Origin of the sequence: Brevibacterium sp. CBA3109, from assembly GCF_040256645.1 — a bacterium.
Taxonomy (GTDB): domain Bacteria; phylum Actinomycetota; class Actinomycetes; order Actinomycetales; family Brevibacteriaceae; genus Brevibacterium; species Brevibacterium koreense.
On record NZ_CP158281.1, the window covers coordinates 3,258,702 to 3,281,373 of the forward strand.

18 protein-coding genes are annotated in these 22,672 nt (G+C 63.8%); 6 read left to right on the forward strand and 12 right to left on the reverse strand.

What is annotated here, in order from left to right:
• Window positions 1-15: 15 nt before the first annotated feature.
• From AAFP32_RS14925 to AAFP32_RS14950, 6 genes are all read right to left on the reverse strand, one after another.
• The gene (locus AAFP32_RS14925; protein ID WP_350269787.1) at window positions 16-555 is read right to left on the reverse strand and encodes a DUF421 domain-containing protein; all 540 of its coding nucleotides are present in this window, start codon (window positions 553-555) and stop codon (window positions 16-18) included.
• A 41-nt stretch (window positions 556-596) separates the two neighbouring features.
• Window positions 597-1,370 (reverse strand): hypothetical protein, encoded by a 774-nt coding sequence (locus AAFP32_RS14930; protein ID WP_350269788.1) that lies wholly within the window; start codon window positions 1,368-1,370, stop codon window positions 597-599.
• 87 nt (window positions 1,371-1,457) lie between these two features.
• The gene (locus tag AAFP32_RS14935) at window positions 1,458-2,438 is read right to left on the reverse strand and encodes a hypothetical protein (protein ID WP_350269789.1); all 981 of its coding nucleotides are present in this window, start codon (window positions 2,436-2,438) and stop codon (window positions 1,458-1,460) included.
• A 1-nt stretch (window position 2,439) separates the two neighbouring features.
• A complete protein-coding gene (locus AAFP32_RS14940; RefSeq protein ID WP_350269790.1) occupies window positions 2,440-3,084 on the reverse strand; it encodes a response regulator transcription factor in 645 nt (214 codons plus the stop codon).
• Window positions 3,072-5,012, reverse strand: a complete 1,941-nt coding sequence (locus AAFP32_RS14945; protein ID WP_350269791.1) for a histidine kinase — start codon at window positions 5,010-5,012, stop codon at window positions 3,072-3,074. Before AAFP32_RS14945 ends, AAFP32_RS14940 begins: the two co-directional genes overlap by 13 nt.
• Before the next feature lie 288 nt (window positions 5,013-5,300).
• Entirely contained in the window at window positions 5,301-6,581 is a 1,281-nt protein-coding gene (locus tag AAFP32_RS14950; RefSeq protein ID WP_350269792.1) for a trans-sulfuration enzyme family protein, read from the reverse strand.
• Window positions 6,582-7,102: 521 nt separating this feature from the next.
• Between AAFP32_RS14950 and AAFP32_RS14955 the strand changes: the two genes are divergently transcribed.
• The 4 genes from AAFP32_RS14955 (at window position 7,103) to AAFP32_RS14970 (ending at window position 12,029) form a co-directional block, all read left to right on the forward strand.
• Window positions 7,103-8,137, forward strand: coding sequence for a nitronate monooxygenase (locus AAFP32_RS14955; RefSeq protein WP_350269793.1), 1,035 nt, complete (start codon window positions 7,103-7,105; stop codon window positions 8,135-8,137).
• A 347-nt stretch (window positions 8,138-8,484) separates the two neighbouring features.
• The gene (gene glyA, locus AAFP32_RS14960) at window positions 8,485-9,903 is read left to right on the forward strand and encodes a serine hydroxymethyltransferase (protein ID WP_350269794.1); all 1,419 of its coding nucleotides are present in this window, start codon (window positions 8,485-8,487) and stop codon (window positions 9,901-9,903) included.
• A 96-nt stretch (window positions 9,904-9,999) separates the two neighbouring features.
• Window positions 10,000-11,352, forward strand: coding sequence for a sensor histidine kinase (locus AAFP32_RS14965; RefSeq protein WP_350269795.1), 1,353 nt, complete (start codon window positions 10,000-10,002; stop codon window positions 11,350-11,352).
• Window positions 11,349-12,029 carry a response regulator transcription factor gene (locus AAFP32_RS14970; RefSeq protein WP_350269796.1) on the forward strand — a complete coding sequence of 227 codons (681 nt, stop codon included), beginning with the start codon at window positions 11,349-11,351 and terminating at the stop codon, window positions 12,027-12,029. Before AAFP32_RS14965 ends, AAFP32_RS14970 begins: the two co-directional genes overlap by 4 nt.
• A 42-nt stretch (window positions 12,030-12,071) precedes the next feature.
• On the opposite strand, the gene AAFP32_RS14975 is transcribed toward AAFP32_RS14970, so the two are convergent.
• Together AAFP32_RS14975 and AAFP32_RS14980 are read right to left on the reverse strand one after the other, a co-directional pair.
• Entirely contained in the window at window positions 12,072-12,833 is a 762-nt protein-coding gene (locus tag AAFP32_RS14975) for a 3-hydroxyacyl-CoA dehydrogenase (protein ID WP_350269797.1), read from the reverse strand.
• A gap of 193 nt (window positions 12,834-13,026) precedes the next feature.
• Window positions 13,027-13,629, reverse strand: coding sequence for an NAD(P)H-dependent oxidoreductase (locus tag AAFP32_RS14980; protein WP_350269798.1), 603 nt, complete (start codon window positions 13,627-13,629; stop codon window positions 13,027-13,029).
• Window positions 13,630-13,983: 354 nt separating this feature from the next.
• Between AAFP32_RS14980 and AAFP32_RS14985 the strand changes: the two genes are divergently transcribed.
• Window positions 13,984-14,646, forward strand: a complete 663-nt coding sequence (locus AAFP32_RS14985) for a TetR/AcrR family transcriptional regulator (protein ID WP_101620759.1) — start codon at window positions 13,984-13,986, stop codon at window positions 14,644-14,646.
• A 300-nt stretch (window positions 14,647-14,946) separates the two neighbouring features.
• On the opposite strand, the gene AAFP32_RS14990 is transcribed toward AAFP32_RS14985, so the two are convergent.
• From AAFP32_RS14990 to AAFP32_RS15005, 4 genes are all read right to left on the reverse strand, one after another.
• On the reverse strand, window positions 14,947-16,734 hold the full coding sequence (locus AAFP32_RS14990) for an ABC transporter ATP-binding protein (RefSeq protein WP_350269799.1): 1,788 nt from the start codon (window positions 16,732-16,734) through the stop codon (window positions 14,947-14,949).
• Window positions 16,734-17,765 carry an ABC transporter permease gene (locus AAFP32_RS14995; protein ID WP_350269800.1) on the reverse strand — a complete coding sequence of 344 codons (1,032 nt, stop codon included), beginning with the start codon at window positions 17,763-17,765 and terminating at the stop codon, window positions 16,734-16,736. The genes AAFP32_RS14990 and AAFP32_RS14995 overlap by 1 nt, the downstream gene beginning before the upstream one ends.
• On the reverse strand, window positions 17,765-18,856 hold the full coding sequence (locus AAFP32_RS15000) for an ABC transporter permease (protein WP_350269801.1): 1,092 nt from the start codon (window positions 18,854-18,856) through the stop codon (window positions 17,765-17,767). Before AAFP32_RS15000 ends, AAFP32_RS14995 begins: the two co-directional genes overlap by 1 nt.
• A 190-nt stretch (window positions 18,857-19,046) precedes the next feature.
• Window positions 19,047-20,678: an ABC transporter substrate-binding protein gene (locus AAFP32_RS15005; RefSeq protein WP_350269802.1), complete on the reverse strand. Its 1,632-nt coding sequence runs from the start codon at window positions 20,676-20,678 to the stop codon at window positions 19,047-19,049.
• Window positions 20,679-21,009: 331 nt separating this feature from the next.
• Here AAFP32_RS15005 and AAFP32_RS15010 point away from each other — a divergent pair, with 331 nt between their 5' ends.
• Complete coding sequence (locus tag AAFP32_RS15010; RefSeq protein WP_350269803.1) at window positions 21,010-22,548, forward strand: alanine/glycine:cation symporter family protein; 1,539 nt, start codon at window positions 21,010-21,012, stop codon at window positions 22,546-22,548.
• Window positions 22,549-22,672 lie beyond the last annotated feature (124 nt).

The window sequence follows — 22,672 nt, forward strand, 5'->3', positions numbered from 1 at the left end:
GCAGCATAGGCAGTCTCAGTCCTCGCGGGGAATTCTCTCCGCTCCGATGACGCCGCGGAGGAGCTCGTCGTCGATGGGCGCCCCTCGCCGGGTCACGCTGATCTGACCGGTCGGTTCGAGGATCACGCAGGCCACCTCGCCGCGATGCCGGATGCCTGCCATGCGCAGCTTCGAATACACTTCGGCGGGATCGACATGAGCCCTGGCGAGGTTGTCGGTCAGCAGCTCACCGCCGGCCATGAGCACGATGGCGGGACTGTTGACGATACTCGCAATCCGGTGGAAGTGCCGTGCCTTTCCGGTCAGCGCCTGCAGCATCAGCAGGGTGGCCAGGGCCAGCAGACCGGCGATGATGGTCGGAGTGTCTCCGAGGATCGCACGGCCGATGATCGCGCCGAGAGCGATGATGGAGGCGAGGTCAAAGCTTGAGAGGCTGGCCAGGGTGCGTTGGCCGAAGACCCTGACGAGGAGGATGATGCCGATATAGAACGCAATGGAGGACACGATGATCCTCACCGCGTCGATGCCGTCGAGCCCGAATTCCAGCCAGTTCATGTATGTCCTCCCGACTGGATTCTACAACTTCACATGCGGACTCAGTGGGTGCGCAGCCAGTCATCGACGGTGACGGCGGACAACCTCGGCGAATCTGGAATGAGTCCGTTGGTCGACATCGGGCCCGGGAGCGGGATGGGAACGATCTTCGAGACACGTGACCAGCGTGTTCCGGTACCTCGGGCCGAGTCTGCATCCGCATTCGTCACAGCGATCCGGCCGGCGATCGTCGGGAAGTCGCTGACCTCGGGGCCGGCGACGTCAAGGGTTCCCCGTTCTCCTGCATCAATGGCCTCGGCCATCATTCGCGCGGCCTCGTCTGCGGCCAGCGCTTGGACTCGCATCCGCGGCACGAAGGCCACCGGACCAGCGGTGAACGTCATCGATTCGACGAGTTCGAACCATTGGGTCGAGCGGAACATCAGCAGCTGATCGGCAGGCACCAACCTGCGATAGACGCGCTCCTGCAGTTCTTTGGCCTGGTAGTAGCCGAGCAGTTTGGATGCGGCGACCTCGGGACGGAACGCGATGGACAGACAGACCATCGCCGCCCCCGGATTCTCTGCCGCAGCCAGGGCGATCGAACGTGAACTGCGGGAGAAGAAGTCAAGTGCCCTGTGTCGGTTATTCGTCATGAGGTTGACGCAGTCGACGAGGACCTCGCTGCCTTCCGCTGCCTCGGTGACGCCTTCGCTGGCATACGTGTCGACTCCGATGCCGCGGTGGGCGGCGATCACCGAATGCTCACGTTCACGCAGGTGTGCCACGAGTCTGCGGCCGAAGGTTCCGGTAGCCCCATAAACGGTGATCTGCATGTCTCATCCCATGATGTCGGTGGAGTGGTGACTGCTGAGCCGCAGTGCCCGCCGACGGTTGCGCCGACGGGCACCGTATGCGCCAGACTAGTTCTGTTCGATGGAGATCGTTCCGGTGTCAGCACTCACTGCGACCGGGATGATCGTCTTGCCGTCGGCGGCCTTGGAATCCTTCGACGCGTCGTACTTCTTGAGATCCTTGGCCAGATCGACGCTGCCCTGATTCGAGTTCGCGTTGATGCGGTAGAAGAGGTCCTTGGCGTCATCTTCACTGTCGTCGTCCTTGGAAGCGGGAGCCTCGGCGGCCATCTTCTCTTGGGCCAGGTCCAGACGCGGCAGACGGATGTCGATCGAGCCTTCGTCGGCCTTGGCCACGATGCCAGACATCGGAACCATATCGTTGGAGAAGTCGAGGTCGATCGTCCCCGTCGAGGTCACAGCGTCGACATGGTCACTGACATTGAGGTTCGAACCGTCAAGGGTACCCACATCGGTCCTGGACTCGATGGTGCCGAAGGTTCCGCTCAGATGCGTCATGCCGTAATCCGTCGAGGTCTGCAGGGTATCGGCCGAGCCGTTGACGTCGACTGCGCCGCCATCGGTCTTGGCAACGATCTCCTGGTAGTCGCCTACGATGTCGATGGCACCGAAGCCGCCGTTGAAGTCGAGCTTCATCTCCTTCGAGCTTGCTGCTGGGAGGATGACCTCGATTCGGGAGTTCTCGAGTTTGCGATGTTCATCGATCGACACGGTCGACGAGCTGCCGGACCCTCTCACCTGCAGCTTCGGCGCCTCACCTCGGGGACCGGTGGCGTTGAGCCTGACAGATGGCTCAGTTGTGTCGGCGGTCTTGACGGTCACCGAGGCACTGGTGTCGAGGTCGAAGCTCAGATCCTTGACGGAGGGCGGCAACGACTTCGTGACTTCGATATTCGTGTAGTTCAGGCGTGAGGCCCCGTGGGCGACGCTGAAGGCGATGGGCACGAGGAGGACGACGAGAGCGGCAATCGTGATGATCACGCGCATGCTCGTGCGGGTGGATTCGCTGACGTGGACTGTGGCAGGCATTCTATGCTCCGAGGAAAGTGAGGACGGCGAGGATTCGTCGATTGTCCGAAGTGTCGGCCGTGAGACCGAACTTGGTGAAGACCGAACTGATGTGCTTCTCAACCGCTCCCGCACTGAGGTAGAGGGTGCGGGCGATCGCAGCATTCGATTTGCCTTCGGCCATGAGCTGGAGGACTTCGAGTTCACGTGGGCTCAGGGTTGAGAGTCCGTCTTTCTTGCGTGTGCGCACGAGGATCTGCGAGACGACCTCAGGGTCTAAGACGGTGCCGCCGGAGGCGACCTCGTCGACGGCGGCGAGGAAGTCCTCGACATCGGCGACTCGGTCCTTGAGCAGGTATCCGAAGCCACCGGTGTTCTCAGCGATGAGCTCGGACGCGTACTGCTCCTCCACATACTGGCTGAACACGAGCACCTTGACGTCGGGATTCTGCTTGCGGATGAGCACGGCCGCGCGGATGCCCTCGTCGGTGAACGTCGGTGGCATGCGCACATCGATGATGGCGAGGTCGGGTGGAGTGTTGTGGACCGTGGCCAGGAGTTCGTTGGCGTCGGGGACAGCGGCGATGACATTGTGGCCGGCATCGACCAGAAGCCTCTCGAGTCCGGCTCGCAAGATGGCAGAGTCTTCGGCGATTACGATGCGCATGGCACCTCCACAACCACAGTAGTTGGCCCACCTGCAGGGCTGGTCAGGTTCAGTGTCCCACGAGCGGCACCGACGCGATCGAGCAAACCGGCGATCCCGGTGTGACGGCCCGAGCGGTCGATGCGCGCCCCGCCCACACCGTTGTCGGTGATGACGACCTGGACGCCCGTCTCGATCGGGGCGATGAAGACTCGGGCATGTGTTGCCCCCGAATGCTTGGCGATGTTCGTCAGGCATTCGGCGACAACGAAGTACGCCACAGCTTCGGCCTCCCGGTCGATGCGTCCGGAGAGGCGGACATCGACCTCGACCGGGATCGACGAGCGCCCTGCCAGAGCGGAGACAGCCGCGTCGAGTCCACGGTCGGTGAGCACCGCAGGGTGGATGCCGCGCGCCAACTGCCGCAGCTCGTTGACGATGCCCTTCGCCTCGGCGTGAGCCTCGGAGACCAACTCCTTGGCACGCTCGGGGTCGTTGTCGATCTTCGACTTCGCCATGCCCAACGTCATGCTCAGGGCGACGAGGCGAGGCTGAGCTCCATCGTGGAGGTCACGTTCGATGCGCAGCCGTTCTGCACCGGCGGCCTCAATCCCGGCCATGCGGGCTCGGTCGAGTTCGGTGACCTCGGCCTGCAGCGCTGCGGTCCGTGCAGGTGGGAGAAGGCTGCGATCCAGGGCCCTGTCAAGGTAAGGGGCGAACCACAGGATCGCCAGGGAGCTGGCGAGGACGATGAGGGAGCCGATGGCAACGCCGATGCGTCCCAGCCCGCCGGCGGAAGAACCGAGGAAGAAGGTCGTGACACCCTCCGGGTTGATGGCGCTGAAGATGCCGAGGACAGCGGCGCAGATGCCGGCGACAGTGCCGAAGACGACGATCGCGCCGAGCAGCATCTTCACGTAGTGGTGGGCACTCGAGCGCCAGAACGAGCCGGACTTCACGTACAGCCAGCGATTGTGGCAGAAGCGGGTGAATCCCGATTCACGGGTGCTGCGTTCGATCTTCGGAACCGGGATTCGGTCGCCGTAGATGAGTTCAGCACGGTAGCGCTCGAACACGTTGGCACCCTGCTGGACGAGGACCCAGGCGACGAGTGCGAGCACGCCGAGGCCGAGCGCGAAGATTCCACCGAGGCCGGTGAACAGCAGACCGAGCGGGATCCAGGCCCAGACCACAGCCATCACGGCAGAGAGCACGAGGTTCGCGACGCCGACGATTCCGACTCGCTTGTGCGGCCATTCGATCGGTCCGTCGGCTGGGATCTCAGTCACCTCGTCGGCGGTGAGAGGCATCGTCCCTGTCACAGGTGCGTAAGTGACGTTCTCCGCCCTCGGCTTCTTCCGCCGAAGCGGTTGCATCGGCTGCGCCGGGCGCATCGGCATCTGCCCATAGGGCCCGGCCGCGGATGCAGGATGCTGGTTGGGCAACTGGGCGGATTGCTGGTTGGGGTAGGTGCGCGGGACGCTTGCGGTGTGTGCGGAATGGCCAGAATACTGGGAATGGCCAGGCTGGGATGGGTGCACCTGGGTGGACTGTTGTCCGGGCGTCTGCTGTGGGAACCCCTGCCCCGGGTATCCCTGTGGGGAGTTCGCATTCATCACGCGGGTCTGGGGGGATGCTGGCGTGTCCTGCCGCGTCGGATAGTCGGTCGTCGGCGGCTTCGAAACCTGGGGTGACCCGGATGGCTGCGCCTCTTCCGTCGCCGAAGGCGTGTCAGCGGACTCATCTGTCGCACCGCCGGCCGAGGACTCTGGGCTCGGTGGAACCTCGAGAGTCTCTGCGGTTGGCGGCGCGTTGACGATCGCCTCGGCGCCGATGGACCTCGCCGATTCTGGTGTCGCTTCTGGTGTCGCTTCTGGTGACTGGGGCTCCAGAGAATCGGTGCCCTGCGGCTCCGATTCGTGCGGGTTCGTGGGGGTGTTCTCACTCATAGCAAATACGCTACGGGAGTCGGCGAGCTGCCAACAGCACGTTGACCGCCTAGCCTACGTCGGGTTTTCCCCACGCCCCAGTGACCACGCGCACACCCGCCTCGTATTCTGAGGCGCCATCGCCGCCACCCTAGTGCGAACCACCCTGAGGCGCCATCGCCGCCGCCCTAGTGCGAACCACCCTGAGGCGCCATAGCCACCCTTCGCACCACGCACCGCTGGCAACGATTCCTACCGGTACTTCCATGCGCTACCACTGGCACAGCGCGCGGCACTGCGAGCCTCAAATCATACTGTTGCAACAGGGCGTTTAAGAGCTGACAGTGAGTGGTCCGAAACTGGAGCCTCCACGCCAGAACTCACACCGTCTGGAGTCTGCACCGACGCGGCAAGCGCCGATTCGAGGTCGGCGAGGATGTCGCCGATATCCTCAATGCCCAGGGACAGGCGGATAAACGTCGGCGAGACGCTGAGCTCACAGTCGGCGACCGCCAGGTGAGTCATGGTCGCCGGATGATCGATGAGGGACTCGACTCCGCCAAGCGACTCGGCCAGAGTGATGAGCTGAGTGTTCTGCACCAGAGACAGGGCACGTGCTTCGGTATCCGTGCGAAATGACACGACTCCTCCAAAGCCGCTCATCTGCTTCTTTGCAACCTCATGGCCTGGGTGGGAAGGCAGACCCGGGTAGAGCACCTCGGCGATCTCGGGACGGCCTTCCAACCATTCGGCCACGGCCTGCGCGTTCTCACAGTGCCTGGCCATGCGCACCGGCAGTGTCTTGATGCCGCGACGGGTGAGCCACGCATCGAACGGGGCGACGCCCAGCCCCACGGATGCAAGGTAGTTCTGCAGACGTTCGACAACCTCGGCGGCGCGGGCACAGGTCGAGCCGTCGCCGGCGAGAACGGCGCCACCGATGACATCGGAGTGGCCGTTGATGAACTTCGTCGTCGAGTGGATGACGACATCGGCCCCGAGCTCGATGGGACGTTGGAGGATGGGTGTCGCGAAGGTGGAGTCGACGGCGAGGAGCGCGTTCGCGGCATGTGCCAGCCTGGCCGTCTCCTCGATGTCGACGATATCGAGGCCGGGGTTGCTCGGGGTCTCGACCCACACGATCGCGGTCTTCTCCGAGATTTCGGCCGCCAGCGCCTCGGTGTCGGTGAGGTCGACCGTGCGGATGCTGATTCCCCAGCGCTCATACTCGTTGACGAGCAGCCGGTAGGTGCCGCCGTAGATATCGCGGGGAATGATGATCTCATCGCCGGGGCCCAGCAGTGCCGAGAACACCGCGACCTCCGCCGAGGTGCCCGAGTTCACCGCCGCCGCAAACGTTGCGTTCTCCAGTTCGCACAGCACCTGTTCGAGGTCGCTGCGGTTCGGGGTGCCGGTGCGTGCGTAGTCGAAGCCGGCACGGGTCTGGCCCGGGGCGTCCATCATGAAGGTCGAGGTCTGGAAGATCGGGGCGACAACCGAACCGGTATGCGATTCGGGGTTGGCACCCGAATGCACCGAGCGGGTCGAAATGCCAGGCTGAGCGGTGTGCAAGGGTTCTGTGATGCTCACGGCGGGTCCTTCCTTCGCTGACGACACTTCGACTTCGCGGTCGAAGTCACACCAGTCTGGATGGGCTGCTCGTTCAATGCCCTCTCCCCTGACCTTGGGTGTCACCGGCCGTCATGTTCCGGTCTTGCGGCGTCATTCTTCGTCACGCGGGTTGGAAAAGTCGAAAGCGTGAGCAGCGGCGGCGCTGGAGCTGGCTGGGGATCGATCGAAGTTTCAGGGCCCACGTTCAAACCGAGGCTATGAAACTTCGATCGGTCCCCAAGTGTCCCCCAGTCGAAGCTGACCGCCGTTGTCTCGGGCGCCTGCACCCTCAGGCCGGCCGCCGGCACACCACTTCTGAGTTCCGACCGGAGACGGCCCAAGCGCTACTTTCGGGTGAGCCTGGGCTCCCCCGACCACGTACCCTCATCGCTGCCGACCTGGAACGCCACAGCTCAGCAGGAGTGCAAGAATGGCAGAGGAATACTCATCCCATGAGGAGCCCACCTCGTCCAGGAAGCCCGAGTAAAGAGTAGGAAAAGATGACGACGATCGCCTTCGAGACCACTGACCTGCCCATCATCGGAGCTCCGATGGCCGGCGGAACGACGACGCCCGAACTCACAGCTGCAGTCGCCCGAGCCGGCGGATTCCCGTTCGTGGCCGGCGGCTATCTCAGCGCCGAAGCTTTGGCCCCTCTGGTCGAGCGCATGCGGGAGACGAGCGAGAACTTCGGAGTCAATCTCTTCGCTCCGAACCCCCTTCCCGTAGACCGTGGCGCCTTCGACGCCTTCGCCTCGGCGCTCGAGCCGGTCGCGGCCGATCGTGGAGTCGCCATCGATCCAGAACCCGTTGATGACGACGATCATTACACCGACAAGATCGACTACCTCGTCGACAATCCCGTGCCCCTGGTGTCGGTGACCTTCAACATTCCCAGCGCCGAGGTGGTCTCTCGTCTCCAATGCGTCGGAACTCAAGTGGTCGCCACCGTGACCACCACCGCCGAGGCGCGCACAGCCGCCGATCGCGGAGTCGACGCTCTCATCGTCCAAGGCCCCCGTGCCGGTGGGCACTCGGGCACCGCCGACCCGACGAGATCCATCGAGGATCGGTCCACTGCCGACCTCGTTCGCGACGTCCTCGCCGAAGTGGACCTGCCCGTGGCGGCAGGAGGCGGAATTGATGGTGTCGAGGCAGTCGACGAGCTGCTGCAGGCTGGGGCGAGCGCCGTGGTCGTCGGTACCCTACTTCTGCTCACCGATGAGGCAGGCACTGCGCCGACCCACCGCGCTGCTCTGCAGTCCGAGGACTTCGACGAGACCCAGCTGACCAGTGCTTTCACCGGCAGGCCGGCTCGTGCGCTGGTCAATGACTTCGTGCGGAAGTTCGATCCGATCGCGGTCGATGCCTACCCGGCGGTTCATCACTTGACGAAGTCCTTCCGCGCCCAGGCGAAGAAGGACGACGATCCTCAGTGGCTCCATCTGTGGGCCGGCACCGGCCATCGAGGCGCCCACACGGGTTCCGCCGAAACGGTCATCAAGGAGCTCGGGGCTCCATTCGCGCGCGAGTAGTCGCAGCCCCACCGCGAATTGTGGAAGTTTTGGGCTGATTTCACCCCGAGAAAGTGACCCATTCCTTCCTCAACTCAGGGACCCAGGGAATCTCGCTGTGCCGCCCAGGGAGTCACGGAGGGGGCGGGTTCGAGGTGCTCGCGAGGCTGCCCGCGGTGTGAGTCGCGGGAACCACCTCCCTGCGATCGTCCACAGCGGTGCTGATCGTTCAACGTTCGCACGATGAACCTTATACACACTCTTGCGGCTCGGACCGCGGAATTCGGACAGCGATTGCCTAGGATCGAAGGTGTCCGGGCGCACCGGCCCGGTCGCGCCACGAGTCCACCACGACGAAGGAGTCGCCCTTGTTCCAGACACCGCAGACCTGGGTCCCCGCCGGCAGCCGCGAACGCATCGAGGCCATCTCCCGCACCCACCTCGGCGAGAGCAGTCGCAATGGGAGCCGCGATAGCAGCCGCGGCGACACGAGCGCCACCATGCCTGAGGTCGTGGCGAGCATCGAAGACCTCATCGCCGCCTCGGATCGGCTCCACGACGAGGAGGCGTTCAATCTCAACCCCGCCTCGAACGTCCTCAACCCACGTGCGGTGGCCCTGCTGTCCAGTGGCTCGGGCTCACGGACCTCCTTGGGCTATGCGGGTGAGAAGTACGAGATGGGCCTCGAGCACATCGAGCAGGTGGAGGTCGTCACCGCTGAACTCGCCGCCCGCCTGTTCAACGCCTCCTTCGCCGAGGTGCGCGTGCCCAGCGGCGCGATGGCGAACCTCTACGCGTTCATGGCCACATGCCAACCCGGCGACGACATCATCGCCTCCCCGACCACGATCGGCGGGCACGTCACCCACCACGCCGAGGGCGCGGCCGGACTCTACGGGCTCAGGACCACCGGCGCCCCGGTCAATATCAACGCCTACAGCTATGACCTCGACGCACTCGCGGCACTGGCCCGCGAGGTGAAGCCGCGAGTGATCACGATGGGTGGCTCGCTCAATCTCTTCGAACATCCCGTGGCGAAGGTCCGCGAGATCGCTGATGCCGTCGGCGCCCACCTCCTCTTCGACGCCGCCCACGCGTGCGGGATGATCGCCGGCAGGCAGTGGGCCAACCCACTCGACGAGGGCGCTCACCTCATGTCGATGAGCACGTACAAGAGCCTCGGCGGGCCCTCCCACGGTCTGCTGCTGAGCAATGACGCCGAGCTCTCGGAGCGCATCGACGCGATCGCGTTCCCCGGACTGACCGCGAACTTCGACGCAAGCGCCGTCGCTGCGCTCGGCGTGACCCTGGCCGACTGGATCGAATGCGGTGAGGACTATGCATCCGAGATGAGGGCGAGCGCATCCGCCCTGGCCACCGAGCTCTCTGCGCGTGGTGTCGAACCTTTCCGCTGCAGGCAGGGCTTCACCGACTCCCACCAGTTCGGGCTGCTGGCCGCACCCTTCGGCGGGGGCATGAGAGCGGCCCGGACCTTGGAGCGCGCCGGCTTCCTCACCTCGGGCATCGGCCTTCCCGTGCCCGAAGAGCCCGGCGTCCAGAACGGCCTTCGCATCGGCACCCCGGAGATCGTGCGCCGAGGGATGACCACCGCCGATATGCCCCGGATGGCCGAACTCATGGCGCGGGCCCTCGACATCGGCCGGACGCAGGACACGACCGTGACAGAGACGGGGGCAGGGCCCGGCACCGAGGTGGCTCTGAGCGAGATCGCCACCGAAGTATCGAGGTGGCGCAAGGACTTCAGCGAGGTGAAGTTCACCGCTTGAGTGACGAACGCGGCCGTCGGTCATCGGCCATCGGCACGGTTGATCTCATCCTTTCGGACGACAACAGCGGGCGAGCGCGACCGGTAGCCTCGAGTGGTGACTTACCATCGCGGCGGCAACACTCTTCTGCATGCTCTCCTCTGGACGGGCGTCTGCCTGGCAGTCGGCGTGCTCATACTGGCCATCGGCGTCGGAGCCCAATGGCCAGATCCGCAGGATGCCGGTGGGCAGGCCGGGGCGCTCCGTGCCGAATTGTTCGTCCACATCGCCTTCGGCATCGTCGCTCTGGCCTGCCTGCCGATCGTCCTGCTCTTCGACGGACGGACCATCCCACGCAAGACCCTGCGACCCAAGGTGCTAGCCGCAGAGAAGTTCCGCGATTTCCTGACTGCCAGCGGCCGCGGAGGGGAGGAATTCCTCGCCGAAGACGGGTCCGTCGAATCCCTGCAGCGTCGACCCGGCGGATGGATTCCGGTGGCCGTCGGGCTCCTCGGCATCCTCCTCGGTACGATCAGCCTCCTCGGCGCGGTCGCCGCCTCCGCCCTCCTCATCACGTTGTCGGCACGTCGCAGCTGGTCACTCGACTTCGCCTGTCTCGCGGTCGCAATCGCCTCCCAGAGCATGGCCTATACGCTGACACCGAACGCGTTCGGGCAGTTCGAGCTGCCCATCTTCCTGGTCAACGGCGCTGTCTTCGCCATACTCGTCGTCATCGGGGTCATCCGCGGTGCACGCGAGCAGGGTCTCATCGACACTGCAGCCCAGACCCTGCTGCGCGAACGTTCCCGCCAGGACCGGGCCGTCGCCGAGGTGCGCCGCGGGATTGCTCGAGATATGCACGACTCGCTGTCGCACCACCTCAGTGTCATCGCCATGTACTCCGGTGCCCTCTCGGTGCGCCGGGATCTCGACCCCGAATCCGTGCATGAGAGTGCGCGCCTCATCGCGGCCAGCGCTCGCCGCTCGGGCATCGAGCTGCGTGAGGTGCTGACCATGCTGCGCGGAGACGATCAGGGCACCGTGATCGATCCCGACCTGGAACGCCTCATCGCCGACCGATCAGACACTGTGGAACTGACCTACGCACAGCCGCTCACACCGGAGCTCCTGCATTCTGTCGGGGCGCTGGAACGCACGACGATCTATCGCTTCGCCCAGGAGGCGATCACGAACGCGGTCAAGCACGCCCCCGGGCAGAAGCTCCTCCTCACTCTGTCGTGGATTTCCGAGCTGGAGAGCGTCGAGATGCTCGCATGCAACGCCCATATCGCCGATGCTCCGACAGTCGCGAAAGCGCGGGACCAGTCGCTGGCTGGATCTGGACTGGGCCTGCGCGGACTCAAAGAGAGGATGGAAGCCATGGGTGGAGACCTCAGCGTGGCTCGGACCCCCGATTTCGAACTGCGCGCCCGGATCCCCGTGCCGAATCTGAAGGAGGAGATCGCGTGAGCATCAGAGTCATCATCGCCGACGACGAGTCCCTCATGCGTTCGGGCCTGCGCCTCCTCCTCGGCGCGGCCGATGACATCGACATCATCGCCGAGGCGGCCCATGGTGCCGAGGCCATCGAACTCTCCCGTGAGCTCTCACCTGACATCATCCTCATGGACATCCGCATGCCCGTCATGGACGGGCTCGAGGCGACCCGGACCCTCATGGCTCAGGCCTCCCACCCCGAGGTTCTCATCCTCACCGCCTTCGGAACCGACGAGTTCGTGCTTCAGGCACTGCGCTCGGGAGCGGCCGGCTACATCCTCAAGGACACTCCACCGGATGAGCTCATCCACGCGGTCCGCGCAGCAGCGAACGGCACCAGAACCCTGTCCCCGAGCGCCATCGACTCCCTGCTGGGAGGGGCCACCACCTCGGCGACGGAGGCGGGACGTTTCGGGCCCACCGGTGCCGGGGCACTGCAGAACTCCAGTGGGCCCGACCCGCTGGAGCCGCTGACCTCACGAGAACGGGAGATCGCCGAGGCGGTCGCAAAGGGTTTGACGAATGCACAGGTGGCGCGGGCGCTGTTCGTCTCTACGGCCACGGTGAAGACCCACCTGGCGCGCATCTTCTACAAATTCGACGTCAGCACCCGCGTCCAGCTGGCCCTGCTCGTCAACGAAAGACGCTGAGCCGCTCAGAGTTTCAGCGGCCCAGCGGCCTTGCAGTTCAGATCATTTCGGGGCCATGCGAATGGCACCGTCGAGACGAATGGTCTCCCCGTTGAGCATCGGGTTGGCGATGATCGATTCGGCGAGCTGCGCGTATTCGGCGGGCTTACCCAGTCGGGAAGGATGGGGAATCGACTTCGCCAGGGATTCCTGAGCCTCTTCGGGCAGTCCGGCCATCATCGGGGTCTCGAAGATTCCCGGTGCGATCGTGACGACGCGAATCTGTGAGGATGCGAGTTCGCGTGCCATCGGCAGGGTCACCGCGGCAATGGCCCCCTTGGACGCGGAGTAGGCGATCTGACCGATCTGGCCGTCGAAGGCCGCAACCGAGGCGGTGTTGATGATGACGCCGCGCTCTTCGCCCACAGTCTCCTGTGCCTGCATGGCCGCTGCAGCCAGACGACACACGTTGACGGTGCCGACGACGTTGATATTGAGGACCTTCGAAAACGCTTCCAGGGCTAGCGGGCCCTTGCGCGAGACGAGCTTTCCGGGGGTCGCGACTCCCGCACAGTTGACGACGACTCGCAGCTGGCCGAGGCCGGTCGCCGTGTCGACGGCGGCCTGAACCTGCTCCTCGTTGGTGACATCTGCGGAGACGAAATGGGCGTCTTCGCCGAGTTCTGCGGCCACCTGTTGGCCCACCTCGGCGTTGAGATCGACCATGACGACCTGGGCGCCGGCGCCCAGGAGTCGTTCTGTGGTGGCGCGGCCGAGCCCGGAGGCGCCGCCGGTGACGAGAGCGACTGTGTTGTTGAGATCCATGAGAGTCCTTCGTATCACTGAGTGAACGTTGTGTTGATTCGACCCTAACTCAGGCCCGTGGGCGGGGTCACCTCAGGGGCAGGCGGACGGGACTCAACGACGGAGCCCGCCGGTCACTCGGACCGGCGGGCTCCTGATGCGTCAACACCGGGCGAAGGGCTGCTTCACCGGCGGCTGGGCACTGAAGTGAGTGTCAGGCGGCCTGCTCTTCGGACGCGGAATCCTCGCGCACTGACTTCAGGGCTTCGCCCCAGCTCACGAGGTCGGTGAGCATCGATGCGAACGGGGCCGCGGAAACGTCAGTCGGAGCAAACGTGCCATCGGCGACATCGGTGAAGAGGCTGAAGGAGGCCTGGTCGCGCACAACAGCCAGCTTGTAGTTGGCGAGGATATGGCGCAGGTGCTCTGCGGCACGCACACCCTTGTCTGCGCCGTAATTCACGATGCCGGCGACCTTGTGGTTGAACTCGGTGGCGACGAAGTCGAGGGCGTTCTTCAGCGATCCGGAGATCGAGTGGTTGTACTCAGGGGTGACGAAGATGAAGGCGTCGAATTCTGCGAGCTTGGCGCCCCAGGCCTTGGTGTGGTCGCTCTGGTACATGTTCGCGCCAGCCGGGATGACCTCGTCGAGCAGCGGCAGATCGAAGTCGGCGAAGTCGACGACCTCGGCGCGCACGTCCTCGCGACCGGCCAGCTGGTCCTTGGCCCAGGAGACGATCTGCGGGTTGAGTGCCTGCGGGCGCGAAGTTCCGGGAATGATGGCGATGTTGAGCATGTCCGTCCTCAGTTTGTTCATAGGCTGCGATGTCAGGTGACGTTGGCTTCAGGAGATCGGCAGCGGCAGTCTTCGGCCGTGCGACCCACACCTTGCCAACATGATTGAATCATCAATCATTCCCGCTCGGCGATGTGATTGGTGTTATCTTCGAAGGCCTGCTCGGGTGGTGCTTTCAGGCGCCTGCTCGGGGTAGTACTTTCAATCGCCGGTCTGGGGTGACCTCCACATGTCGACCAGAGCCAGCGCATGCCTCAGCAGCGCAGAGATCCCTGAAGTCTGGCTGGAAACAGCCATTCGCGGAGCAACGTCATGTATTCTCGGTTGGCAAGTGAAAGATTGTTCGATATCCGACTGCAAGGGGGCACAAGCACCGTGAGATCAACCAACGGCCGCAACAACATCCTCCGCTCGGCTCGGGACACCTTCGCCGCGAAGGGATTCGATGGTGCCTCCATCCGCGATATCGCGCAGGCCGCGGGACTGAGTCTGTCCGCACTCTACTACTACTTCCCGTCCAAGCAGGAAGCTCTGTACGAGCTCGTGCATACGGCGTACACCTGGTACAGCGAGCACTGCCGAGCCGTCATCGCCGAAGTGGGCGACGATCCCACCGAGCAGCTGACCGTGGCGGTGCGCTACCTCGCCCGCTACCGCATAGAGAATGTTTCGGTGTCCACGGTGCTTCTGCGCGACACCGAACGGCTGACCGGTGACAATGCCGCCCGCGTGAAGGAACTTCAACGCGAGGCACGAGTCATCATGGGCGACATCGTCCAGGCAGGCATCGACGCAGGTACGTTCGACGTCGACAGTGCGCAACTTGCCACACGTGCAATCCATTCGATCTGCAACTCGCTCTCACTTTGGTACCGCCCCACCGGTGATCTGACACCAGACACCATCGAACGCGACTTCACGCAGTACTCGCTGCGCATCCTCGGCGTCGACCCCAGCGCCGAGGAGCTCAGCCGCCTGCTGGCACTGCCGATCAGTCAGGCAGGCATGCTCGACTTCATCTCCGACGACAAGGCCTGAGCTCGCTCGGTCACTTGCTCGCTCGTGCCGGATGCGGTGATAATGCACCGCATCTGCACTCAGCTCCGTCGGGTCGACAGCCTCAGCAACCTCCCGGGCGCTGGGCAACCCCGCTGAAGGTTGCTCAGCGCCCGTGGTGTTGCTGAGACCGTGGGGAACTCATTCTGAAGGTTGCTCAGCGCCCGGGAGGTTGCCGACGTCGGCCCGGCACGACTGCCCGCGACTGCGGTCCTCGGCTGGCAGTGCTCCGCTCAGCCGACGGCAGTGCTCCGCTCAACCGGCGGCGGTGCGCTCCGAGCCTCAGCCCGCGGCGGTGCGCAGGTTGCGGGCCAGTTCGCGTCTCTTCGCCTGCTCATCCGGGTCCGGAACGGGCAGGGAAGCGATGAGTCGCTTCGTGTAGTCGTTGCTCGGCGACCCGAGCACCTTCTCGCCTGTCCCCTCTTCCAACAGCTCGCCGTGGAACAGCACTCCGATGCGATCGGAGAGCATGTCGACCACGGCCAGATCGTGGCTGATGAACAGGGCCGCGAAATCGAACCTGTTCTGCAGCTCGACGAACAGTTCAAGCACCTTGGCCTGCACGGACACGTCGAGGGCCGAAGTCGGCTCGTCGGCGATGAGCAGCTCAGGATCAAGCGCCAGTCCTCGAGCGAGCGAGGCTCTCTGCCGTTGACCGCCCGAGATCTCGTGCGGGTACCTGGCCGCATAGGCCGTCGGCAGCTGCACCGAGTCGAGGAGTTCGAGCACCCGCTTGGACCGATCCTTGGCGCTCATGTCCCGCCTGTGGATGGCGAAGGGCTCCGCCACACACTCGCCGATCGTCAGGTGCGGGTTGAACGAGGCCGCAGGATCCTGGAACACGAATCCGATCCGACGCCGGATCGGGGAGAATGCGCGTTCCTTGAACCCGACCATTTCATGCCCGAGGACCTGCAGGCTCCCACCACTGGCCCTGGTCAGGCCGGCAATGGCACGACCGATCGTGGTCTTGCCCGAACCGGATTCGCCCACCAGACCGTAGACCTCGCCGGCCTTGATGTCGAAGCTCACGGACTTCACCGCCTGGAAGTCCGGGCGCCCGAGCCCTCCCGGATAGACGATGTCCAGGTCGCGTGCGACGACGATGGAGTCCCGTTCGTCACGACCCCTGCCGGACCCACGTTCGTCACCGACGTCTCCGGACTCCCCCACCGAGGTGGTCCCTGTCCGGTCGCCCTCACGTTCCTCGGCCGCGGCGGCCTTGCGGCTGCCGACGACCGTCGACCCCAGCCGCGGGACGGCGCCGAGCAGGTCCCGTGTGTACTGCTCCTGCGGATCGCTGAAGAGCTGTTTGACCGGCGAGACCTCGATGAGGTCACCCCGATACATCACAGCGACCCGGTCGGCGAGATCGGCGACGACACCCATATTGTGGGTGATGAGCACGATCGCAGTCCCGGTCTCATCGCGCAGGTCTCGCAGCAGGTCGAGGATCTCGGCCTGAACGGTGACGTCGAGTGCGGTGGTCGGCTCATCGGCGACGATGAGCTTGGCTCCCAGCGCCAACGCCATGGCGATGACGATGCGCTGCTTCTGCCCACCGGAGAACTGGTGTGGGAAGTAGTCGAAGCGGTTCTTCGCATCGGGGATCCCCACCTGCTCCATCGCCGCGACGACCTTCGCCTTGAGTTCGGTCTTGCTCGCCTTCCGATTGTGCGCGCGCAGTCCTTCAGCGATCTGCCAGCCCACCGTGTAGACGGGGTTGAGTGCAGTCGACGGCTCTTGGAACACCATCGACACGTCACTTCCGCGCATCTCGCGCAGCTGCTGGCTGGAGACGCTGAGGACATCCTTGCCGGAGATGATGACCGCGCCCGAGCGCTGGGCGGTCTCGGGCAGGAGCCCGAGGATGCTGCGCGCGGTCACGGTCTTGCCGGAACCGGATTCGCCCACGATCGCGAGCACCTCACCGGGGGCGACCGACAGACTCACATCCTTGACGGCATGCACATCGCCGCCGTCGGTGGAGAAGGTGACATCGAGCCCCTGGACGTCGAGGATGCTGTTGCCAGAACTGTCTGGGCTGGCTGTCTTCACGTTCTCACTCATCACTTGACCTCCACGGACTTGGCGATCTTCGTCTTCGCTTTGCGACGCACTCTCAGGCGGGGATCGTTGAGATCGTTCATCGATTCGCCGACCAGGGTGATGCCCAGGACCGTCAGCACGATGGCCAGGCCCGGGTACACCGAGGTCCACCACACACCGCTGGTCACGTCCGGCAGTGCCTTGTTGAGGTCATAGCCCCATTCCGACGCCGAGGTGGGTTCGATGCCGAAGCCCAGGAACCCGAGTCCAGCCAGGGTCAGAATCGCCTCTGAGGAGTTGAGGGTGAATATCAGCGGCAGGGTCCGCGTGGCGTTGCGGAAGATGTGCTTCGAGATGATTCGGGTCTTCGAGGCACCGAGCACGATCGCCGACTCGACGAAGGGCTCTGCCTTGAGGCGCAGGGTCTCCGCGCGCACGACGCGGAAGTACTGCGGGATGAAGACCACGGTGATCGAGAACGCGGCCGCGGCGATGCCGCCCCACGCACTCGATTGACCGCCGGAGATCGCGATCGACATGACAAGCGCGAGCAGCAGGGTCGGGAAGGCGTAGACCGCGTCGGCGATGACGACGAGGATCCGGTCGAGCCAGCCGCCCAAGTAGCCCGAAACGAGCCCCAGAATGACACCGGCGAAGATCGACATGATCACGGCCACGATGATGACGGCAACAGCGGTCTGGGCGCCCCAGACCACTCGGGAGAAGACGTCGTAGCCACCGACTGTCGTGCCCCAGATGTGGGTTCCGCCGGGCGGCAGCTTCGAACCGAAGTTGCCATCAGCGGTGCCCAGCTGATTGAAGCCGTAGGGGGCGATGAGCGGGGCGAAGATCGCGCAGATGAGGACGATGCCGCACAGGACGAGCCCGGTGACGAGCATTCCCCGCTGCAGACCGACGGACTGGCGCAGGTGGGAGACGATCGGCAGTCGGGCGAACCAGGATTTTTTGGCCACGTCATCGCTGGTGATGGCGGGGACACCCGAGCCCGGAGCCGCCTCGGCGACGTTCTCGTTGTTCTCTGGAGTGGACATCAGTACCTCACTCGGGGATCGATGAAAGCGGCGACGACGTCGACGAGGAAGTTGGTCAGCGCCACGATGATGGCGAGGAACACCACAATTCCCTGGACGGCGACGAAGTCGCGGGCAGTGAGATATTCGGCGAGTTTGAAGCCGAGGCCCTTCCACTCGAACGTCGTCTCGGTCAACACGGCACCGGCGAGCATGAGTGCGATCTGCATGCCCATGACCGTGACGATCGGGATCAGCGCGGGACGGTATGCGTGCTTGGTGACCAGACGGTATTCGGAGATTCCGCGGGACCGGCCCGAGTCGATGTACTGCTGCCCCAAGGTGCCGATGAGGTTCGTGCGGACGAGCCGGAGGAAGACTCCGGCCGTGAGAACACCGAGGGCGATCGCTGGCAGGACCGCGTGGGCAAGCACGTCTCCGAGGACTTCGATGTTGCCGATGCGGATCGCGTCGATGATGTAGAACCGGGTGGGCCCGACCACGCCGGACATGATGTATTCGGTCTCGGTGGTGCCGCGGCCCGCGACGGGCAGGATGGGCAGGAATACGCCGAAGACCAGCTTGAGGATCATGCCGGCGAAGAAGACCGGGGTGGCGTAGCCGAGGATCGCGAGGATCCGAAGCGCCGCATCGGGAGCCTTGTCCCGATGGTATGCGGCGAGCATTCCCAGTGGGATGCCGAGGATGAAGGCGACGATCAGGGCGTAGAAGACGAGTTCGACCGTCGCGGTTCCGTAGTTGAGGAGAATGCTCGACACGGGCTGTCCGTCGGAGATCGCCGTGCCGAAGTCGCCCTTGAGCAGGTTGCCCATGTATTCGAAGTACTGGACGAGGATCGGGCGATCATAACCGGCGGCGTGGATACGTTCGGCCAGTTGATCCGTGGTCAGACGCCCGCCCATCGACGCGGAGATCGGGTCGCCGGTGATCCGCATGAGGAAGAAGACGAGTGTGGTGAGGATGAAGATGGTGGGGATGATGAGGACGAATCGGATGAGGACGTAGCGCCCCAATCCGCCTCCCGAGGGCTTCTTCACCGCGACCGAGGTCTCGGCGGCCTCCGCCCCAGATTCGCTTGTGGCTGCAGACATGTGTTCCTTTGGCTTTCGTCGGTAGACGGTTGTGTCGTCATCAGACGTGGATTGCATCGGGCATCGATCGTGTCTTCGCCCGGGTGACGAGGTGCGAACGCACGACGAGGTGCAGGTGGACCGTGCGGCTCACCTGCACCTCGTGTCGAGGGTCAGTACACTGACCGTCGAAGCATTGCCGTGCGCGCTCTCACTTGCTCAGCAGCGCCAAACGGAACTGGAACGCGGGATCGAGGGTGTCATCGACGCCCTTCACATCCTTGCCGGAGACTGCGATCTGGTTGCCCTGGAGCAGCGGCAGAGTCGGCAGCTCCTCGGAGAGCTGACCCTGGATCTTCTTCAGTGCGTCCGCACGCTCGCCCTCGTCAGCAATGGAGGACTGAGCGTTCAGTTCCTTGTTCATCGTCTTGTCCCGGTAGTGGTTGCCCAGGAAGCTCGGCGTCTCGTCCGTGTCGTAGAAGAACGGAACGAGATAGTTGTCTGCGTCCGAGTAGTCCGGGAACCAACCCAGCTGGTACATCGGGTAGGAGTCGGCGGTGCGGTCCTTGTTGTACTGCACCCATTCCGTCGACTGGAGATTGACCTTGAATAGTCCTGTCTTGTCCAGCTGATCCTTGACCAGGGCGTATTCGTCGCCCGAGGAGGGACCGTAGTGGTCGGGGTTGTACTGCAGGTTGAGTTTGACCGGAGTCTTGACGCCGGCGTCCTTCAGAGCCTTCTTCGCCTTGTCGACGTCGGGTGCTCCCTGACCGTCTCCATAATCCGACTTCAGAGGCTCATCGGCACCCGGCAGTCCTTCGGGCACGTGAGAGTACAGCGGCGTGAAGGTGTCCTTGTAGACCTGAGACGCGATCGCCTGACGATCGACCGAATCGGCCATCGCCTGGCGCACGGCCAACGACTTCTCCTCATCGGCGTCGTCAGTCTTAGCGCCGAAGGGCATCGTGTCCATGTTGAAGACGATGTAGCGGATCTCTCCGCCCGGCCCCTTGTGCACCTTGAGGTCGTCCTTCGTGCCGAGGTCTTCGATGTCGGTGGCCGACAGCGAACGCCAGGCCACGTCGATCTTGCCCTCCTGGACCTCGAGCTTCATGTTGTTGGCATCCGAGAAGTACTTCATCTGCACGGTCTCGGTCTTCGCCGGATCGATGAAGCCCTCGTAGTCCTCGTTCGCCTTGTAGGTGAGCAGTTCATTGAACTTGAACCCTTCGATGGTGTAAGGGCCCGCGAAGGCCTTGCCATCGACGATTGCCTGATTCTCGGTGATCTTGTCCGCCTCGAACACGTCCTCGTCGACGATCGGTCCCGCGGCGCTGGCGAGGACTCCCGGCCAGGTCTGGTCGTTCTCGCGTTTGAGGTTGAAGACCACGGTCTGCTCGTCAGGAGTCTCGACCGATTTCAGGCCGCCGAGGAGGGACGACGGTCCATTGGGGTCCTGAATCTTCAGCTGTCGTTCGAAGGAGAACTTCACGTCCGAAGAGGTGAGTTCGTTCCCGTTGGCGTATTTCAGCCCTTCCTTGAGTTTGACCTCGTATTTGGTCGGCTCGCTGAAGACCGCCGACTCCGCAATGGAGGGGTTGAGGTCTGCGGTGCCCGGCTTGTAGGCCAGGATGAACGGATAGACCTGCTGTTCGACGAGCGAACTTCCGTTGTCATAGGCACCGGCCGGGTCGAGGGCGACTACCTTGTCCGTAGTTCCCACGGTGAGGGAGCTACCGCCTTCCTCGCCGTCTCCACCTGTGGTCGAGGTCGAGCATGCCGAGAGTAGCAAAGCGCCGGCAGCGGCGATGGCCACTGCCTTTGCACCAGTTCGACGTTTCATTGTGTTCCTGTCATCCAAAAGTGCTCTCCGTGTCGTCTTTGCTCGGAGAGATCCGCATCACATCTTACGGATCCTGTCCCAAATAGTGAACTGAACCGTATGATTCGACCCACTCTGTCACCACTTTGAAACATAACGTCGGTCTCAGTGAAATCGTCGTCCGCCCCGACTTCTCGGGCCGGAGCCTATGAATTTGCGTCGCGGGTCACAATCCGTTTGACTTATGAGGTCGATCACAGCGAAGACTCATGCTCCTTTCCGTGTTCGCCCATACAAGTGTTCTCACCGTTCAGTGTCTGACCCCATCGTTTGCCTCCCCGTTAGGAGAAGCATGTCCGCAGTCCTCGACTGGCTCAACAACATCATCTGGTCCTCAGCCCTTGTCTATCTGTGCCTGGGAGCCGGGGTCTATTTCACGATCCGCTCCCGCGCTGTGCAGATCAGGCAGATCAAAGCGATCTTCACCCAGATGTTCCGTGGCAAGAGTTCGAACGAGGGCGTGTCCTCGTTCCAGGCGCTGGCGATCTCCCTGGCCGGGCGCGTGGGTGTCGGCAACATCGCCGGCGTTGCGACCGCGATCGGCTTCGGCGGCCCGGGCGCCATCGTCTGGATGTGGATCTCTGCCCTCCTCGGCTCCTCCACCTCCTATGTCGAATCGACCCTCGGCCAGGTCTTCAAGGAACAGGACCCCAAATCGGGCGAATACCGTGGCGGACCTGCCTTCTACATCGAGAAGGCCTACCGTCACACCAAGGCGAAGGGCCTGTTCAAGGTCTACGGCATGGTGTTCGCCTTCGTCACCGTCATGGCCATGAGCTTCATGCTTCCCGGAATCCAGTCCAACGCCATTTCCGGTGCGGTCGAGAACGCCTGGAACGTCCCGACCTGGACCACTGCCATCGCCCTCGTCATCATCATGGGCTTCATCATCGTCGGCGGCATCAAGCGCATCGCCCACTTCGCCTCACTCGCGGTTCCCTTCATGGCCGTTGTCTACATCATCGCCGCAATCGCGGTCACCATCATCAACGCGGATCAGATCATTCCGGTGATCGAACTCGTGTTCTCGTCTGCATTCGGCATCGATGCCGGCCCAGAGGCCGCCTTCGGCGGAATCCTCGGTATGGCCATCCAGTGGGGTGTCCAGCGCGGCATCTACTCGAATGAGGCCGGACAGGGCACCGGACCTCACGCCGCCGCAGCTGCAGAAGTCTCACATCCCTCCAAGCAGGGACTCGTCCAGGCCGGATCGGTCTATATCGATACCCTGTTCGTCTGCTCGGCAACCGCATTCATGATCCTCTCGACCGGCATGTACAAGGTCTTCGATGCCGACGGTGAGACGATCATCGGCAGCGGTCGCGGCCAGATGGTCGAGTCGGTCGCCGCCACCCCAGGCGAGAAGTGGCCCCAAGCGGGCCTGGACTCGATGATGTCGGGCTTCGGCGCCGGATTCATCGCGATCTCGATCTTCCTCTTCGCACTGACAACGATCGTCGCCTACTACTACATGGCGGAGACCAACCTGGTGCACATGCTGGGCAGGGTCAAGAACCCGATGGTCCTGGCTGTCGGCAAACGCGTCCTGCAGCTGCTGATCCTCGTCGCCGTGGCTGTCGGTGCGACCTCCGCCTCTGGCAGCGTATGGGCTCTCGGTGACATCGGGGTCGGGCTCATGGCCTGGCTGAACATCATCGCGATTCTGCTCCTGCAGCAGCCGGCGTTCAAACTCCTGCGCGACTTCGAACGCCAACAGAAGCTGGGACTGGATCCCGTCTTCGTTCCGAAGGATCTCAACATCCGCAATGCCGACTTCTGGGAGGTGTGTGCCTCTCGCCTCGAGTCCGGCGCCGAAGTCCGGAAGGGCTGAGGCTCGACACTCGTCGACACACAAGTGAATAGACAACGAAGCCCGGGACAATGGTGTCCCGGGCTTCGTGCCGTCGGTTCGCTTTCGTTCGTGGACCGGTCAGCAGCCGGAGCTCGTGCTGCCG

What these genes read in the sequence shown, in the direction of transcription:
- AAFP32_RS14925 (WP_350269787.1), bottom strand. Translation starts at nt 555, where the DNA reads ATGAACTGGCTGGAATTCGGGCTCGACGGCATCGACGCGGTGAGGATC.
- AAFP32_RS14930 (WP_350269788.1), bottom strand. Translation starts at nt 1,370, where the DNA reads ATGCAGATCACCGTTTATGGGGCTACCGGAACCTTCGGCCGCAGACTC.
- AAFP32_RS14935 (WP_350269789.1), bottom strand. Translation starts at nt 2,438, where the DNA reads ATGCCTGCCACAGTCCACGTCAGCGAATCCACCCGCACGAGCATGCGC.
- AAFP32_RS14940 (WP_350269790.1), bottom strand. Translation starts at nt 3,084, where the DNA reads ATGCGCATCGTAATCGCCGAAGACTCTGCCATCTTGCGAGCCGGACTC.
- AAFP32_RS14945 (WP_350269791.1), bottom strand. Translation starts at nt 5,012, where the DNA reads ATGAGTGAGAACACCCCCACGAACCCGCACGAATCGGAGCCGCAGGGC.
- AAFP32_RS14955 (WP_350269793.1), top strand. Translation starts at nt 7,103, where the DNA reads ATGACGACGATCGCCTTCGAGACCACTGACCTGCCCATCATCGGAGCT.
- AAFP32_RS14975 (WP_350269797.1), bottom strand. Translation starts at nt 12,833, where the DNA reads ATGGATCTCAACAACACAGTCGCTCTCGTCACCGGCGGCGCCTCCGGG.
- AAFP32_RS14980 (WP_350269798.1), bottom strand. Translation starts at nt 13,629, where the DNA reads ATGAACAAACTGAGGACGGACATGCTCAACATCGCCATCATTCCCGGA.
- AAFP32_RS14990 (WP_350269799.1), bottom strand. Translation starts at nt 16,734, where the DNA reads ATGAGTGAGAACGTGAAGACAGCCAGCCCAGACAGTTCTGGCAACAGC.
- AAFP32_RS14995 (WP_350269800.1), bottom strand. Translation starts at nt 17,765, where the DNA reads ATGTCCACTCCAGAGAACAACGAGAACGTCGCCGAGGCGGCTCCGGGC.
- AAFP32_RS15000 (WP_350269801.1), bottom strand. Translation starts at nt 18,856, where the DNA reads ATGTCTGCAGCCACAAGCGAATCTGGGGCGGAGGCCGCCGAGACCTCG.
- AAFP32_RS15005 (WP_350269802.1), bottom strand. Translation starts at nt 20,678, where the DNA reads ATGAAACGTCGAACTGGTGCAAAGGCAGTGGCCATCGCCGCTGCCGGC.
- AAFP32_RS15010 (WP_350269803.1), top strand. Translation starts at nt 21,010, where the DNA reads ATGTCCGCAGTCCTCGACTGGCTCAACAACATCATCTGGTCCTCAGCC.